The organism is Bradyrhizobium sp. SZCCHNR1093 (assembly GCF_032381175.1).
GTDB lineage: Bacteria > Pseudomonadota > Alphaproteobacteria > Rhizobiales > Xanthobacteraceae > Bradyrhizobium.
This window is the reverse complement of the sequence record NZ_JAUHJJ010000002.1, coordinates 872,858-888,965: the sequence shown is the minus strand read 5'-3', so window position 1 is coordinate 888,965 and position 16,108 is coordinate 872,858. Positions and strand designations below refer to the sequence as shown.

The 16,108-nt window shown below is 65.6% G+C and carries 15 protein-coding genes; 14 read left to right on the top strand and 1 reads right to left on the bottom strand.

The annotated features are described in order from the left end of the window. The first annotated feature begins 42 nt into the window (after positions 1-42). Positions 43-2,088 carry an acetoacetate--CoA ligase gene (locus tag QX070_RS09745; RefSeq protein ID WP_315736669.1) on the top strand — a complete coding sequence of 682 codons (2,046 nt, stop codon included), beginning with the start codon at positions 43-45 and terminating at the stop codon, positions 2,086-2,088. 21 nt (positions 2,089-2,109) lie between these two features. On the opposite strand, the gene QX070_RS09740 is transcribed toward QX070_RS09745, so the two are convergent. Further along, positions 2,110-3,015, bottom strand: a complete 906-nt coding sequence (locus tag QX070_RS09740) for an MBL fold metallo-hydrolase (RefSeq protein ID WP_315736668.1) — start codon at positions 3,013-3,015, stop codon at positions 2,110-2,112. A gap of 236 nt (positions 3,016-3,251) precedes the next feature. Here QX070_RS09740 and dinB point away from each other — a divergent pair, with 236 nt between their 5' ends. The 13 genes from dinB (at position 3,252) to QX070_RS09675 (ending at position 16,021) form a co-directional block, all read left to right on the top strand. Then, positions 3,252-4,361 carry a DNA polymerase IV gene (dinB, locus tag QX070_RS09735; RefSeq protein WP_315736667.1) on the top strand — a complete coding sequence of 370 codons (1,110 nt, stop codon included), beginning with the start codon at positions 3,252-3,254 and terminating at the stop codon, positions 4,359-4,361. 170 nt (positions 4,362-4,531) lie between these two features. Then, positions 4,532-4,810 (top strand): metal/formaldehyde-sensitive transcriptional repressor, encoded by a 279-nt coding sequence (locus QX070_RS09730; protein ID WP_315736666.1) that lies wholly within the window; start codon positions 4,532-4,534, stop codon positions 4,808-4,810. A gap of 7 nt (positions 4,811-4,817) precedes the next feature. After that, on the top strand, positions 4,818-5,879 hold the full coding sequence (locus QX070_RS09725) for a sulfite exporter TauE/SafE family protein (protein WP_315736665.1): 1,062 nt from the start codon (positions 4,818-4,820) through the stop codon (positions 5,877-5,879). A 181-nt stretch (positions 5,880-6,060) separates the two neighbouring features. Further along, positions 6,061-6,882 (top strand): sulfurtransferase/chromate resistance protein, encoded by an 822-nt coding sequence (locus QX070_RS09720; protein ID WP_315736664.1) that lies wholly within the window; start codon positions 6,061-6,063, stop codon positions 6,880-6,882. Beyond that, on the top strand, positions 6,879-8,270 hold the full coding sequence (gene chrA, locus QX070_RS09715) for a chromate efflux transporter (protein WP_315736663.1): 1,392 nt from the start codon (positions 6,879-6,881) through the stop codon (positions 8,268-8,270). Before QX070_RS09720 ends, chrA begins: the two co-directional genes overlap by 4 nt. A gap of 51 nt (positions 8,271-8,321) precedes the next feature. Then, a complete protein-coding gene (locus QX070_RS09710; RefSeq protein ID WP_315736662.1) occupies positions 8,322-9,236 on the top strand; it encodes a DUF1259 domain-containing protein in 915 nt (304 codons plus the stop codon). 265 nt (positions 9,237-9,501) lie between these two features. Then, positions 9,502-10,170 (top strand): Crp/Fnr family transcriptional regulator, encoded by a 669-nt coding sequence (locus QX070_RS09705; RefSeq protein ID WP_315737065.1) that lies wholly within the window; start codon positions 9,502-9,504, stop codon positions 10,168-10,170. An 89-nt stretch (positions 10,171-10,259) separates the two neighbouring features. Further along, a complete protein-coding gene (locus QX070_RS09700) occupies positions 10,260-10,463 on the top strand; it encodes a DUF2892 domain-containing protein (protein ID WP_315736661.1) in 204 nt (67 codons plus the stop codon). Between the two features lie 69 nt (positions 10,464-10,532). Beyond that, a complete protein-coding gene (locus tag QX070_RS09695) occupies positions 10,533-11,420 on the top strand; it encodes an MBL fold metallo-hydrolase (RefSeq protein ID WP_315736660.1) in 888 nt (295 codons plus the stop codon). 152 nt (positions 11,421-11,572) lie between these two features. Further along, positions 11,573-11,914 (top strand): hypothetical protein, encoded by a 342-nt coding sequence (locus QX070_RS09690; protein ID WP_315736659.1) that lies wholly within the window; start codon positions 11,573-11,575, stop codon positions 11,912-11,914. 178 nt (positions 11,915-12,092) lie between these two features. Continuing rightward, positions 12,093-14,207 carry a protein-disulfide reductase DsbD family protein gene (locus QX070_RS09685; RefSeq protein ID WP_315736658.1) on the top strand — a complete coding sequence of 705 codons (2,115 nt, stop codon included), beginning with the start codon at positions 12,093-12,095 and terminating at the stop codon, positions 14,205-14,207. Next, positions 14,204-14,842: a DsbA family protein gene (locus QX070_RS09680; RefSeq protein WP_315736657.1), complete on the top strand. Its 639-nt coding sequence runs from the start codon at positions 14,204-14,206 to the stop codon at positions 14,840-14,842. The genes QX070_RS09685 and QX070_RS09680 overlap by 4 nt, the downstream gene beginning before the upstream one ends. A gap of 276 nt (positions 14,843-15,118) precedes the next feature. Continuing rightward, a complete protein-coding gene (locus tag QX070_RS09675) occupies positions 15,119-16,021 on the top strand; it encodes a LysR substrate-binding domain-containing protein (RefSeq protein ID WP_315736656.1) in 903 nt (300 codons plus the stop codon). The last annotated feature ends 87 nt before the right edge of the window (positions 16,022-16,108 follow it).

Here is a 16,108-nt window from a genome sequence, read left to right as displayed (position 1 = left end):
GGCGTCTCCTGGCCGTACCATGCAAACAAGCCGGAACGAATGATGACAGCTCCCTACGTCCCGCAAATGGCTCTCTACCGGCAATGGCTGAGGGACAATCGCGGCCTCCACTTCGAAAGCTTCGAGGAGATGCGGCAATGGTCCATCCGCGACCTCGACGGATTCTGGCGCAGCATCTGGGACTATTATGACCTGCAGTCGCCGACCGCGTTTTCGACCGTCCTCGGCAAGCGCACGATGCCGGGAGCGGTCTGGTTTCCGGGCGCTTCGGTCAACTACGCCCAGCAGGTCTTTCGTCACGTCGACGCCGCCGATGCGGCGGGCCTGCCTGCGATCATCAGCAGTCACGAGGACGGCAGGCTCACGGAGACGACCTGGCCCGAGCTTCGGCGAAAGGCAGCCGCCCTGGCGCTGCATCTGCGCGAGCAAGGCGTGGCGCCCGGCGACAGGGTCGCCGCCTATCTGCCCAATATACCCGAAGCCATCATCGCGTTTCTCGCTTCGGCGAGCATTGGCGCGATCTGGAGCGTTTGCGCGCCCGACATGGCCGCGCCCGCCGTGATCGACCGGTTCAAGCAGATCGAACCCAAGGTGCTGATCGCCTGCGATGCGGTCACCTATGCCGGCCGCGGGCACGATCGTCGCGGTGTCGTCGAGGAGCTGCGCCGGTCGTTGCCGACACTCGGTCACGTCATCCTGCACAGTGACGATGCCGGCGCGCAGGTGAGCGACGGGGTTCGTCTCTCGGACGTTCTGGCAAGAACAAGCCCTGGCGTCGATGCCTTCGAGCCGGAGCGGCTTCCGTTCGATCATCCGCTCTGGATCGTCTATTCGAGCGGCACCACCGGGCTGCCGAAACCGATCGTGCATGGTCACGGCGGCATCATCGTCGTCACACTCGCCCTGCTCGGGCTGCACAACGACATCGGCTGCTCCTATCAGCCAAATTCGTTCGGCGAGCGCTATCACTGGTACAGCTCGACCGGCTGGATCATGTGGAACAACCAGGTCGGCGCGCTTCTGAACGGGACCACGTGCTGCATCTTCGACGGCAGCCCCGCGGGACCGAAGGATCGTCCGGACTGGACCACGCTGTGGCGATTCGTGGCGAATTCGAAATCCACCTTCTTCGGCGCGGGCGCGGCGTTCTTCGCGAGCTGCGTCAAGGCGGACATCAACCTGGCCGACGCAGGCGATCTGTCCCATCTGCGTTGCCTCGGGTCCACCGGCTCGCCGCTCAGCGCCGACACGCAGGCCTGGTTCGATCAGCGGTTCGCGGCGCTGTCGCAGGTCAATGGCAGCCGGGCGCAGGCGCAAATGTGGTGGGCCAACATCTCGGGCGGCACCGACTTCGCCGGCGCCTTCATCGGCGGCAATCGCGAATTGCCGCAGGTGCCCGGAACGATGCAGTGCCGCGTGCTCGGCGCAGCGGTCGAGGCCTTCAACGACCAGGGCAAGCCTGTCATCGGCGAGGTCGGAGAGCTCGTCTGCACCGCGCCGATGCCGTCGATGCCGCTGCGGTTCTGGAACGACGACGGCGATGCGCGCTATCTCGCAAGCTATTTCGACGCCTTCGGGACGCGCGAGGGCGGGCCGGTCTGGCGGCACGGCGATTGGCTCAAGGTCGATCCGGACGGCTCCTGTGTGATCTATGGCCGTAGCGACGCGACCATCAATCGCCACGGGCTGCGCATGGGGACGAGCGAATTGTACTCGGCCATCGAAGCGCTGCCGGAGATCCTCGATTCGCTGGTCGTCGATCTCGAATATCTCGGCCGAGACAGCTACATGCCGCTGTTCGTGGTCCTGCGCGACGGCGTCGCGCTCGATGCAGCGATGAAGCGGAAGATCAACATGGCGGTGGAAAGCAGCCTGTCGCGACGCTTCGTGCCTGACGACATCTTCGCGGTTGCCGAGATCCCGCGCACGCTGTCCGGCAAGAAGCAGGAGCTCCCGATCAAGAAGCTCCTGCTCGGGCAGCCCCTCGACAAGGTCATCAACCGCGATGCGATGGCCAATCCCGGTTGCCTCGACTGGTACATCGCGTTCGTCCAGAGCCGTTTGCAGAGCGGCTCGGGTGCGACGTAGCAGACGTGCCCGAACGAGCCGCTAGACCACCATCCGGTCGAAATCGATCGCGACTCGGCTGTCAGGAAAGATCTCCCGCGACTCGGCGAGGATCTCCTCGTCGGGATAGCGGCCGGAGATGTGGTTCAGGACGAGCTGCCTGATGTTGCTGGACGCCGCGAGGCCGGCGGCCTCCGCGGCCGTCAGGTGGCCGTAGTCGCGAGCCATGGCAGAATCGCGCCGGAGGAAGGTCGCCTCGATCACGAGCATGTCCGCGTCGCGGACGTGCTCGTGCAGACCCTCGGTCGTTTCCGCATCGCCGACGATGACGAGCTTCTTTGGTCCCTGCGGAGGCCCCAGAACATCCTCGGGATCGATGGTTCGGCCATCCTCCAGCGTGACCGGCCGGCCCTCCGCCAAGGCCTTCCGCACGGGCCCATCGGACACGGCGAGCGCTGCCAGACGCTCTGGCAGCAGATGGCGGCGCGCTCGACTCACAAATTCGAAGCCGAAGCTGTCGGTGTCGCGGTGCCGGACGGGAAAGCAGTTGATCGTAAACTCACCGGCGTCGAGAACCTCCCCGCGCCTGAGCGGTACGAACTCAAGCGGGATCGGCGCGCGGCCCTCGCCCCACAGCCCCGCGAGCATTCGGACCACCACATCGAGCGTGCCGGGGCTGCCGTGGACGCGCATGATGTCAGCGCTCCTGCGCAGCCGCAGGGTGGAAAACAGTCCGGGAATGCCGAGGACATGGTCGAAATGGCCGTGGGTGAGCAGGATCCGATCGAGCCGCCGAAAGCCTGCCCCACCGCGGAGCAGCTGACGCTGGATCCCCTCGCCGCAATCGACGAGAATGCGATCCCGGCCTGCTCGAACGAGAAGGCCGGGATGATTGCGGTCCGCGGACGGAACGCTCGCCGAGGTCCCCAGGAACGTGAGCTCGAACATCACAGCCGGGCCAGGCGAATTTCGGTCGCGGCGGCGTGACCCGTTTTGACAACGGGTCCCGGCTGCGCTGCTTCGTTTCAATCACCGTAGGCCATCCTTTTTTCTGAGCGCTTTTCCCCAGCCGCCGTTTGATGGCCTGACGGGCAGATCTCATCGCAACGCCGCCGTCAAAGGGACGTCGCAGGCAGCGCTCGGGCCGGGCAGACTTCATCGCCACGCTCTGATAGAGCTTGGCGATGCCAAGCTCCGGTCCGGAACAGGATGCCGCGCCGCCGGCCATTCGCAAGATCATCCACATCGACATGGATGCATTCTATGCGTCGGTCGAGCAGCGGGACAATCCCGAGCTGCGCGGCAAACCCGTGGCCGTCGGCGGATCGCGCGAGCGCGGCGTCGTGGCAGCCGCGAGCTACGAGGCTCGGGCGTTCGGCGTGCGCTCGGCCATGCCGTCGGTGACGGCAAAGCGCCAGTGCCCGGACCTGATCTTCGTCAAGCCGCGCTTCGAGGTCTACAAGGCCATCAGCCAGCAGATCCGCGCCATCTTCGCCGAGCACACGCCGATCATCGAACCTCTGTCGCTGGACGAGGCCTATCTGGACGTCACCGAAAACCTGCGAGGCATTCCGCTGGCGCGCGACATCGCGTTGCAGATCCGGGCCAGGATCAAGGCCGAAACCGGACTCAATGCCTCCGCGGGAATCTCCTACAACAAGTTCCTCGCCAAGCTGGCCTCGGACCATCGCAAGCCCAATGGGCAATACGTCATTTCGCCGGAGATGGGTCCGGTCTTCGTGGAGGGGCTGCCGGTCGGCAGGTTTCACGGCATCGGCCCGGCGACCGCTGCGAAATTCAACGCGCTCGGAATTCATACCGGCCTCGACATCCGCAATCAGACCCTGCCCTTCCTCCAGCAGCACTTCGGCAAAGCGGGCAACCACTACTATTGGATCTCGCGCGGAATCGACAATCGCCCGGTCCGAGCCAATCGCATCCGAAAATCCGTCGGCGCCGAAAACACCTTCTCGACGGACCTGACGGAATTCGAGCCGATGCTGGCGGAGCTGCAGCCCCTGATCGACAAGGTCTGGCAGCATTGTGAAGCCAGCGGCAACCGAGGCCGGACGGTCACGCTGAAGGTCAAGTTCGCCGACTTCGACATCATGACGCGCAGCAGGTCCGTCGCCCACGCGGTCGGAAGTCGCGAGGATCTGGCGCGGTTGTCCGTTGCACTCCTCCAGAGCGAGATGCCGTTGCCGAAGCCGGTGCGGCTCCTCGGCGTTTCGCTGTCATCCTTGCAGCAGCAGAATGACGCCGGGGCGGACGCGCAGCTGCCCTTGCTGATCTGAGGCGGGCTGGACGGTCCGATCATGCGTCGAGGACGGCGGACGCACGTCGCGCGCAACGTCGTCCATGTCGAGCCGGGCTGGCTCGAGAAGCGCTCCTGCCACGGGCGAAAGACCGGTCGGGGTCCCGGAGTCCTGTTGACCTCTGTAGGGTACCCCCCTATCTTATGGAGATGTCGCACACGATCAAACACAAGTCGAAGCTGCTTGCGCGCGTCCGGCGCATCAAAGGACAGATCGATGCCGTGGAACGGGCGCTGGACGCGGAGCTGGGCTGCGCCGACGTCCTCATGCTGGTGGCGTCGGTCAGGGGCGCCATCGGAGGCCTGACCACCGAGCTGCTGGAGGATCACATCCGCCACCATGTCGTCGATCCGGCGCACGAAAAGGATCCTGAAAAGGCCAAGGGCGCCGCGGACCTCATCGAAGTGGTTCGAACCTATCTGAAATGACCCTCGCATGACCGACCTGTCTCACCTTCTGCAACAAGGCAGCGCGAACGCCTGGCTGTTCGTCCCCAGCGCCATCGTTCTGGGTGCGCTGCACGGGCTCGAGCCGGGTCACTCCAAGACCATGATGGCTGCGTTCATCGTCGCGATTCGAGGAACCGTTTTTCAGGCCGTGCTGCTCGGCCTGTCGGCAACCCTCTCCCACACCGCGATCGTGTGGGTGATCGCGCTGGCCGGGCTTCACTTTGGCCAGGAACTCTCCGGGGCGCGGAGCGAAGCCTATCTGCAACTGATCTCGGCCGTCGTCATCATCGGCATCGCCGTGTGGATGGTCTGGCGCACGTGGCTGGATAAGAATGAACATCACGGTCATCATCATCACGACGCGCCGACATCCGTCGTGCTGACCGGACGTACGTTGTTGCTCGACATCTTCGAAGACGGCGTGCCGCCACGCTGGCGAGTCCGGACCGAGTCCGGCGCGCTCCCTCCGGCCGGCGAACTCCAGCTTACGACCATTCGCGGAGATGGCGACGCGCAGAGCTTCAGCTTCCGCGCCGCAAGCGAATACCTGGAGAGCATCGAGGAGATTCCCGAGCCGCACGCGTTCAAGGCACGGCTTGCGCTTGCGGGTGACACTGCCGAGATCCTGTTCGAGGAACACGGGCACGATCACATGGACCTCGGCGATGAGGACGATGCCCACGCACGCGCCCATGCGGACGACATTCGAAAGCGCTTTGCGGGACGCACGGTCACGACCGCGCAGATCGTCGCCTTCGGTCTCACAGGCGGGTTGATCCCCTGCCCCGCCGCCATCACCGTCTTGCTGCTCTGCATCCAATTGAAGCAGTTCGCCCTCGGCTTCATTCTGGTGCTGTGCTTCGGCATCGGTCTGGCGATCACGATGGTCTCGGTTGGCGTCGCGGCGGCCCTTAGCCTGCGGCACGTCGAGCGGCACTGGAGCGGGCTCAGTCGCTTCGCCCACCGTGCGCCCTACGTCTCGGCGGCTCTGATCGTGCTCGTCGGGGTCTATACGGGGTGGCTGGGTCTGCACGAATTCATCACGTGAGGCCCGCGATCCGGGATCCAGCCGGACAGGGAGAGATCAGCGCGTTACCTCCGCGGCGTTCCCGGCCCATCCGGCAGTTGACAGCCGAGCCATCGAGCGCTTTATTTCGCTTACGGGGATGTGCGATCTCCCCGCGAGGCGACATGCCCAAGAATCGCGTCCTGGTCACCAAGGGCGCAACATGTCATCATCATACACCTCGATATCATCCGAAAAATTGTCTCGACTGATCGGCACGGCGACCTCGCCACGGCTCGTCGACGTGCGTGTCGACGAGGATTTCGCCGCCGACCCACGCCTCATCCCCGGCGCCGTCAGGCGCTCCCATCTCGACGTCCAGCAATGGGCACCGAGCTTCACCGGCCAATCGGTTGTCGTGATCTGCCAGAAAGGCAAGAAGCTGAGCGAAGGCACCGCGGCCTGGCTCCGGTGCAGCAACGTCGCAGCCGAGGTCCTCGAGGGCGGGCACGTCGGCTGGACAGAGGCACAACTCCCGACCGTGCCAGCCGACAGAATTCCGAGCAGGGACGACCGCGGCCGCACCGTCTGGGTCACGCGATCACGCCCCAAGATCGACCGCATCGCCTGTCCATGGCTGATCCGTCGCTTCGTCGACCCCGCCGCGGTCTTCCTGTTCGTGACGCCGGCCGAAGTCGAAGCCGTCGCCGAGCGTTTCCAAGCCACTCCCTTCGACATCGAGAATGTCTTCTGGAGCCACCGCGGCGAGCTTTGCACCTTCGACGTCATGGTCGAGGAGCTCGGTCTGCGGACACCACCCTTGGAACGACTCGCCACGCTGGTGCGTGCCGCGGATACGGCGCGACTTGATCTCTCGCCCGAGGCTCCTGGCCTCCTTGCCGCTTCACTCGGCCTATCGCGAATGTATGACGACGATCTGGAGCAGCTGAGCGCCGGCCTGCTGCTCTATGATGCCTTCTACCGCTGGTGCCGCGACGCCACGAAGGAGGCGCACAACTGGCCGACCAGCAAGGTGAAGTCATGACGGACGTCGCAGCATCCCGGAAGCCGATCGCGGACGAGCTCGCCCACGGCATCTCCTTCAATGAGGCGCTTCTCGTCTGGATCCGGGTGGCCGTGCTGAGCTTCGGCGGCCCCGCCGGCCAGATCGCGGTCATGCATCGCATCCTCGTCGAGGAGAAGAACTGGATCTCGGAGAGCCGCTTCCTGCACGCCCTGAACTACTGCATGCTGTTGCCCGGCCCGGAGGCGCAACAGCTTGCGACCTATATCGGCTGGCTGCTGCACCGGACCACGGGCGGCATCGTCGCAGGAACGCTTTTCGTTCTGCCCGGCATCTTCGCCATCATGGGCCTCAGCTACATCTATGCAGCCTATGGCAATGTCGGCGTCGTCGAAGCCTTGTTCTTCGGCCTCAAGGCGGCCGTGCTGGCGATCGTGATCCAGGCCGTCGTCCGCGTCGGCAAGCGTGCGCTGCGCAATCGGATCATGATCGGACTGGCAGCCGCAGCCTTCGTCGCGATCTTCTTCTTCGGGGCGCCGTTTCCGATCATCGTCATTGCCGCCGGAGTCATCGGCTTCGTCGGTGCCCGCCTCGGCCGGCCGGAGTTCGCACCCCTCGAGCACGGCGGCAAGAGCGCCGGCGCGATCGACAGCATGCTCGGCGAGGCCGTGCCGGATCACGTCCGTCCGAACGCTGCGCGCACGCTGCGCGTGGCGGCCGTCTGGCTCGCGATCTGGCTCGTCCCCGTCTTCGCACTGCTGATCCTGCTCGGGCCGAACGACGTCTTCGGCCAGATCGCGATCTTCTTCAGCAAGATGGCGATGGTGACGTTCGGCGGCGCCTACGCCGTGCTCGCCTACGTCGCGCAACAGGCCGCGGAGTACTATCACTGGGTTGCTCCGCGCGAGATGCTCGACGGCCTCGGCATGGCGGAGACGACTCCCGGTCCCCTGATCATGGTCGTCCAGTTCGTGGGCTTCATGGCCGCGTTCCGCGGGGCCAGCGGACTGTCTCCCATGCTCGCCGGCACGCTGGGCGGACTGCTGGCGACGTGGGTGACGTTCGCGCCCTGCTTTCTCTGGATCTTCGTCGGCGCGCCCTACATCGAGGCGTTGCGGGGAAACAAGGCGCTCGGCGGCGCGCTCTCGGCCATCACCGCCGCCGTCGTGGGCGTGATTCTCAATCTGTCGATCTGGTTCGCGCTACACACCCTCTTCCGCGAGACCTTTCCGATCCAGGGATTTGGACTGTCATTCGACGCGCCCCGGCCGATGAGCATCGACCTGCCGGCCGTTGTCCTGTCGGTTGCGGCCGCTACGGCCATTTTCCGCTTCAACGTGGGAATGCTCGTCGTGCTCGCCGCCTCGTGCATCGCGGGCATCCTGATGCGCTTTGCGGGCGCCATCTGAGAGCACGCTGCGACGGAACATGGGGCAGTGACAGACCAAAAGGAGCGAACGATGAGAAGCACGATCTGGAGTCTGTTGGGCCTCGGCGCCTGCCTCCTCGCACACGGCGCCGGACCGATCGTCTCGACGGCGCGCGCACAGGACACCGATTGGCAGAAGGTCGACGAGACATTGGGCCGGAAACCATCCGTGGCGGGAGACGTCCGCCGGTACGGCTTCCCGCGCACCGATCTCGCGGTGACCCTGGACGGCGTAACCATCAGGCCGGCGCTCGCGCTCGGCGGCTGGGTCGCGTTCAAGCCGGCGCATGGCGGCACCATGATCATGGGCGATCTCGTCCTGCTGGAATCAGAGGTCAATCCGGTGATGGCGAAGATGATCGCCGGCGGGCTCGAAATCAGCGCCGTGCACAACCATCTGCTCCGCGCGAGCCCAGCAACGTTCTACATGCATGTCGCCGGTCACGGCGATCCCGTCAAACTCGCGTCCGCCATCCGCGACGCCCTCGCCGACAGCAAGACACCGTTGACGGTTGCGGCGTCGCCGACTACGCCGCCGCCGGCCATCGATCTCGATACGGCGCAGCTCGATCAGATCCTGGCGATCAAGGGACAGGCCAATGGCGAGGTCTATCAGTTCAACGTGCCGCGACGCGATCCAATTGTCGAGGGCGGACTATCCTTGTCTCCCGTCGCGGCGATGGGCGTCGCGACGGGCATCAACTTCCAGCCGACCGGCGCAGGCAAGGCCGCCGTCACCGGTGACTTCGTGCTGAGCGGGGAGGAGGTAAACCCCGTGATCCGGACGCTCCGTGCCCACGGCATCGAGGTCACGGCGCTGCATAGCCACATGCTGGACGAACACCCCCGCCTCTTCTTCATGCACTTCTGGGCGAACGATGATGCGATCAAGCTCGCCAAGGGTTTGCGGGCGGCGCTCGACAAGACGGCAAGCACCAAGAGCTAAGAGCAAAGAGCGAGGAAAGGCGCGGTCCGAGAGTGCGCAGGCCTTGCTCTGCCGGCAGGTGCGGCAACCTGTTGGTCTGGCCCGCCTGCAACGGCCGCGCATGCGTGAGACGCCGATCGGTTGCAAGGCAACGCGCTGCCGGAGTCCATGCGCGCTCCCTCGTGGTGCCGAAGATTAGGGTCGGGGGGCAGATCCCGTCCCTCGACCCACGCGCGATCCTATGGCAAGTCTGGACGACGCCGATGTGGCGCAGCCGGATGTCGTGATGTCGTCGGAGCAGGACTGGACGAGCGCTTTCCCGCCGTTGCGACAACTGCCGGAGGAGATCTTCGCGCAGTTGCGCGAGGCCAGCCTCATCGTCGAGCTTCCGGAAGGCAGCCGGATTTTCGGCCCCGGCCAGGCGCCGGACTCCTTCCTGCTGCTGCTGGACGGGACCATCCGGGTGCAGCAGACGTCCGAGTCCGGCCGCGAGATCGTGCTCTACCGCGTCCAGGCGGGCGAAAGCTGCGCGCTGACCACGGCCTGCCTGATGGGTTACGAGGAATACCAGGCCGAGGGCATCGCGGAGACCCGGATCCGCGCCGTGGCGATCCCGCGCGCGCTGTTCGACCGGCTGATCGCCAGCTCGCGCGAATTCCGTCAGTTTGTCTTCACCGCGTTCAGCCGCCGCGTCACCAATCTCTTCCGCATCATCGAGGAGGTTGCGTTCGAGCGGATCGATGTGCGGCTCGCCCAGAAGCTTCTCGAGCTTGCCGGGGCAAAGCAGCAGATCGTTGCAACGCATCAGGATCTCGCCAACGAGCTCGGCAGCGCACGCGAGGTCATCAGCCGCCAGCTCAATGAATTCGCGAGGCGCGGCTGGTTGCGAATGGCTCGCGGAATCGTCGAGATCACCGACAGACCGGCGCTTGTCCAGCTGGCCCAGCATGGCTAGGAACCGGCGTCTCTTGGTGACTTAGTTACATACGCGCGCCGTGTCCCGCTCTATCGTTGGCATCATCGCAAGCCAAAGGGGAGCGCGACATGACACAGAACATTGGCAAGATCGACCGGCTGCTCAGGATCATCGTCGGACTGGCGATCCTCAGTCTCACGGTCGTAGGGCCGCAGACCTTGTGGGGCCTTCTGGGCCTGATCCCGCTCGGCACCGCACTGATCGGCTGGTGCCCGCCCTACGCGATGCTCGGCATCAATACCTGCGGAACGAAATCCAGTCCGATGTCTTAGACCGCGCAGGACGACAAACGCGGCGTGGGCGGCGATGCCGCCCCGGAGCCAAATCGTGGAGCAGCAGCCATGTCCTATCCAATCGATCTCCGCGTGCAGCCGAAGGTGGCCGGATTTTTCGATCCTGACACCAGCACGATCAGCTATGTGGTGAAGGACCCGTCATCGCCATCCTGCGCGATCGTCGATCCCGTCCTCGACATCGACTACGCGGCCGGCCGCATCAGCACCCGCTCCGCCGACATGCTGATCGACTACGTGAAGATCAACGGCCTCCGGCCAGAGTGGCTGATCGAAACGCATGCGCATGCCGATCATCTCTCCGCCGCGCCCTACATCCAGGACAAGCTCGGCGGCAAGATCGGCATCGGCGAGCATATCCTGACCGTGCAGGAGACCTTCGGCAAGGTTTTCAACGAGGGCACGGAGTTTCGCCGCGACGGCAGCCAATTCGACCGGCTGTTCAAGGATGGCGACACCTATCAGGTGGGACAGATGGCGGCCCTCGTGATGCACACGCCGGGTCACACGCCCGCCTGTGCCACGCACGTGATGGGCGATGCAGCTTTCGTCGGCGACACCCTGTTCATGCCGGACGGGGGAACGGCGCGGGCCGACTTTCCAGGCGGCAATGCGCGCACGCTGTTTCGCTCGATCCGGAAGATCCTTGAAACGCTGCCGCGCGAGACCCGGCTGTTCATGTGTCACGACTATGCCCCCAACGGCCGCGCGGTGCGCTGGGAAACGACCGTCGGCGAGGAGCGGCTCCACAACATCCACGCGCGAGACGGGATGACCGAGGACGAGTTCGTTGCGCTTCGCGAGGCCCGCGACAAGACGCTCGGCATGCCGCGCCTGATCATTCCATCGCTTCAGGTCAATATCCGCGCCGGACATCTGCCTCCCGCGGATGCGACGGGAAAGACATTCCTGAAGGTACCGATCAACGTACTTTGAGAACCACTCGCTTTGCTCACGCGATACCGGCCTGGGCCGCAAGTTCGCGGCGTCACGAAGATGTCAGTTGCCAAGAGCGGCCGGTCTGCGCGACCAGTCCAAGCTGGAGCAGATGATCCAAGATGAGGCATGCTGATTTCGAGATGCCCGCGATGACACGCCGCCTGATGGCGGCGCTGATCGCGCTCGTCTTGAGTCTGGCGCCTCTGCTCGGAACGTTCGAGGTTGCCACGGCAGACACCGGTGCCGGTGCCCCTCAATGGTCCCGAACGACCACGAGCGCGCCCAAGCCGTGCAGGAAGGCCGTCCTTCCGGGCATGATCAACACCTGTCCGTTTGCCGCGGCTGGTCTGACCGCCGTCCCGGCGAACGACAATCCTGCGGCACAGCCGGTTGCCGCCTCCCGGACGCTGTCCTGGCGCCCCTATGACGAGGCGCTGACGACGCAATGCCACGGGTCCTCGCCCTACCGTCCTCCCTGTCGCCACGCCTGACCGTTCCGTGCTCATCGGCTCACGGGCAGCGTAACGCCGTGACTTGAGCGAACGAATATCCAACATCGATCGCGGGTCACGCGGATCGGCTCGTGGTGCCCGTCTCTAGGCGTGCCTTGCGCCGGATCGCGCGGCGCAACGGCCACCGCAATGTGCGATCAGCGCGCGGGAGATCATCATGTCCATCCGTCATCTTGGCCGGCTCGTATTGCTGCTCGGCCTGCTCCATCTTGCGGCGACGACCGCCGCCGCGGGTCAGTTTCGGCCGCAGGCGAACGTCGACACGCGCCTGCTGGTCGGCGACATCACGCGAGCAGACGACGGCCCGGCCACGGCGTGGGCGGGACTGGATGTCAGGCTGGATGCAGGCTGGCACACCTATTGGCGCTCGCCCGGCGACGCCGGCGCGCCACCCGAATTCGACTGGAGCGGCTCGCGCAACGTCGCCGATGTCACCGTCGAATGGCCGGCGCCGAGCCGCTTCAGCGAGCAGGATATCGACACGTTCGGCTATGCCGAGCACGTGCTGTTTCCGTTGCGCGTGCGGCTCGAGGATGGAGCGGCGCCCGCACATCTCACGCTGAAAACCGTGCTGTTCGTCTGCTCGGTCATCTGCACCCAGCAGGAGGCCGATCTCGAGGCCGACATCCCCGCCGTTTCGCGTCGGCCGAACGATCAGGCGCTGATCGACGAATGGCGGCAGAGCGTCCCGCGGGCGAGTTCGCCCGGACTTTCCATCACGGCGTTGCGCATCGATCGGCAACCAAAGCCGCAACTGCTGCTCGAAGCGCATGCTACGCCGCCACTGCACGCGCCCGACGTCTTCCTTGATGGGGACGACGCCGTGTCCGGCGGCCGTCCCCAGGTGAGCACGATATCGGACGGCGGCGTACGGATCGCCGTGCCGGTGCAAGGCCTCGATCGGGCCGGTCCGGTGCAACGCCTGCGGGTCACCCTGGTCGATGGCGACCGATCGATAGAAGCCATGCTTCCGGTGGATGTCGATCAAGCTGCTCACGCTTCTGCGGCCAAAGCAGCCACACCGGCACCGCGTCCTTCGGCGGCATCGATCTGGGCCATTCTCGGCGTGGCCCTGCTCGGCGGCTTCATCCTCAACTTCATGCCCTGCGTGTTTCCGGTGCTGTCGCTGAAGCTCGTTTCGCTGGTCGATCACGATCCCGCACACGCGCCCTCGCCGCGTCGGGCATTCCTGGCGACGGCGGCCGGCATCGTCGCCTCGTTCGTGACCCTTGCCATCATCCTGTCCGCGCTCAAGGCCGCGGGCGCCGAAGTCGGCTGGGGCCTGCAGTTTCAGCAGCCCGCTTTCCTCATCGCGATGATCATCGTGCTCGCAGCATTCGGCGCCAACCTGCTCGGCCTGTTCGAGATCAGCCTGCCGTGGTGGATCGCCGGCCGCCTCGGCAACGCTGCGAGCCGCAGGACGATGGCAGGTCATGCCATCAACGGCTTCGTCATGACGCTGCTGGCCACGCCGTGCTCGGCGCCATTCGTCGGCACCGCCGTCGCTTTTGCGCTGTCGCAGGCCGCGCCGCAGATCCTGCTGGTGTTCACCACGCTTGGGCTCGGCATGGCTGCGCCGTATCTGTCTCTCGCCGCGGCGCCGGGCCTTGCCGCACTCTTCCCGCGGCCCGGCCGCTGGATGCTGAAGCTGCGCGCCGTCGCAGCGGCCGCGATGGCGGCGACCGCGCTCTGGTTGCTGATCGTGCTCGCCGACATCAGTGGCCCCCCGACTGCGGTCATCCTCGCCGCTGCGCTGCTCGTCCCTGCGCTGATCACGGCGGCGCTCCGTTTCCCGTTGCGGCGAACGATCGCTGGAGCCAGCCTCGCCATCGCGACAGGTCTGGCGCTGACGGCAGCAACCTACATCAAGGCGCCGGACGGCAGGGACCGGGTGGCCGAGATCGCCTGGCAGCCGCTGGCTCCGGCCGAGATCGCGGCACAGGTGCGTGCCGGCCATACGGTCTTCGTCGACATCGGCGCCAGCTGGTGCGTCACCTGCAAGGTCAACGAAAAGCTCGTGCTCGACAGCACGGCCGTGCGCAGCCGACTCGCGTCGGGTGTCGTTGCCGTCAAGGCGGACTGGACCTCGCCCAGCGACGCGATCGCGACCTACCTCCGATCCTTCGGCCGCTACGGCCTGCCGTTCAACATCGTGTACGGCCCCGGAGCTCCCAACGGCATCCTGCTCCCCGAACTGCTGACGCCGCAGACCGTGCTGGATGCCATCGACACCGCATCGACCATCCCTCATCAGGAGAACGACAAGTCATGAACATGAAGGCCTTTACCGCATCGATCGCCATGCTGCTGCTGTTGACTGCGGCCATCCTGCCGCTCCAGGCCCGCGCCGAGGACGACGACACCGACATTCTGAGCGAAGCGCGCATCCTGCACGATCCCGCCATCCCCGCTGTCGGAAACGCCGATGGCGACATCACGATCGTCGAGTATTTCGACTATCAGTGTCCGTATTGCCGCAAGATCAGCCCGGAGCTCGCCAAGGTGGTTCGCGACGACGGTCACGTCCGTCTCGTCTTCAAGGATTGGCCGATCTTCGGCGGCGCCTCGATCTACGCGGCGCGTCTCACCCTGGCGGCGAGATATCAGGACAAGTTCGCCGAGGCCCATGAGGCGCTGATCTCGCTCAATGAGAAGCTGTCGGAGGCCAAGGTCGATGCGGCGCTCAGCGGCGCCGGAATCGACCTCGCCCGCGCCAAGGCCGACCTCGCGGCCAAGCGCGCCGACATCGACGCCGTGCTTGCGCGCAATCACGAGCAGGCCACGGGCCTCGGCTTCCGCGGCACGCCGGCCTTCATCATCGGCCATTTCCGCATCCCCGGCGTCCCCAATGCACAGGCTTTCAAGCAGGCCATTGCGGATGCCCGCGCCGCTGCGTCCGGCAAGTGAGCCGGCGCCTGACGCTCACCATGGACAGCCAGCAGCAACGCCGTGCCTGCAAGGTGCGGCTCAGTGGCTGGCTCCGACGGCCGGCGACTCTGGATTCCGTCATCGCTTCGCTCCGCGCATGACGGGGGCGTCAAGCAGTGGCCCTGCCTGACGCCAACCGCCGAGTTTGGCGCGTCTGCCAAAGCCGCGGCCGGAGATCCCGCCAATATTCCCACTGCCCCCAATCGATGCTACCAAACTCGCACCACCGGCCCTATCCATGCCGAGGAAGCATCGATGTTCGACCTCAACCAGCTGCGCTGCTTCGTCACCGTGGCCGAGGAGCTGCATTTCGGCCGCGCCGCCGTGAGGCTCAACATGACGCAGCCGCCGCTCTCCAGGCAGATCCAGGTGCTGGAGCACATTATCGATGCGGTCCTGCTCGAGCGCACCAGCCGCTCGGTGAAGCTCACGCCGGCCGGGCGCAGCTTCCTGCCGGAGGCGCGGCGCATCCTGAAGATGGCGGAGAGCGCCGCCCAGGTGGCGCAGCGCATCGCCAGCGGCAAGAGCGGGTCGCTGAAGATCGGCTTCACCGCGGCCGCCGCCTACGGCTTCCTGCCCGACCTCGTCGCCGCCTGCCGAACAGAGCTGCCCGAAGCTGATCTGTCGCTGAAGGAGATGGTCTCGGGCGACCAGATCGAGGCGCTCGCCTCCGGCCAGATCGATGCCGGCCTGCTGCGGCCGCCGATCGCGCGGCCCGAATTCGCCACCCGCCGCGTCGTCGCCGAGCCGCTCTGCGCCGCGCTGCCGCGCCGGCATCGGCTGGCCTCGGCCGAGACCGTGTCGATCCGTGATTTCGACGGCCAGAACTTCATCATGTATTCGCAGACCGAGGCGCGCTATTTCCACGATCTCCTGGTGTCGCAGTTCATGCGCGCAGAGGTGCTGCCGCGCTACGTGCAGCACCTGAGCCAGATCCACTCGATCCTGGCGATGGTGCGCGCCGGCCTCGGGCTTGCGATCGTGCCCGAAGCTGCTTCCAGCCTGAAGATCGCCGATGTCCGGCTGCGGCCGCTGAAGCTGCGCAACCCGACGCCGGCCGAGCTGTTCCTGGTCTGGCGGCGCGATCACGACAATCCGCTGCTGCCGGCACTGGTCGAGCTGGCCGGCAATCTCGCCGTGCAGCAAGCGGAAGATTGATATCTGATCTGCATCAATCGATACCGTCATTGGCTTGGACCGGCATCGAACTTGGTCCTACGACATCGCCCGGGGAATGCGCCGGCG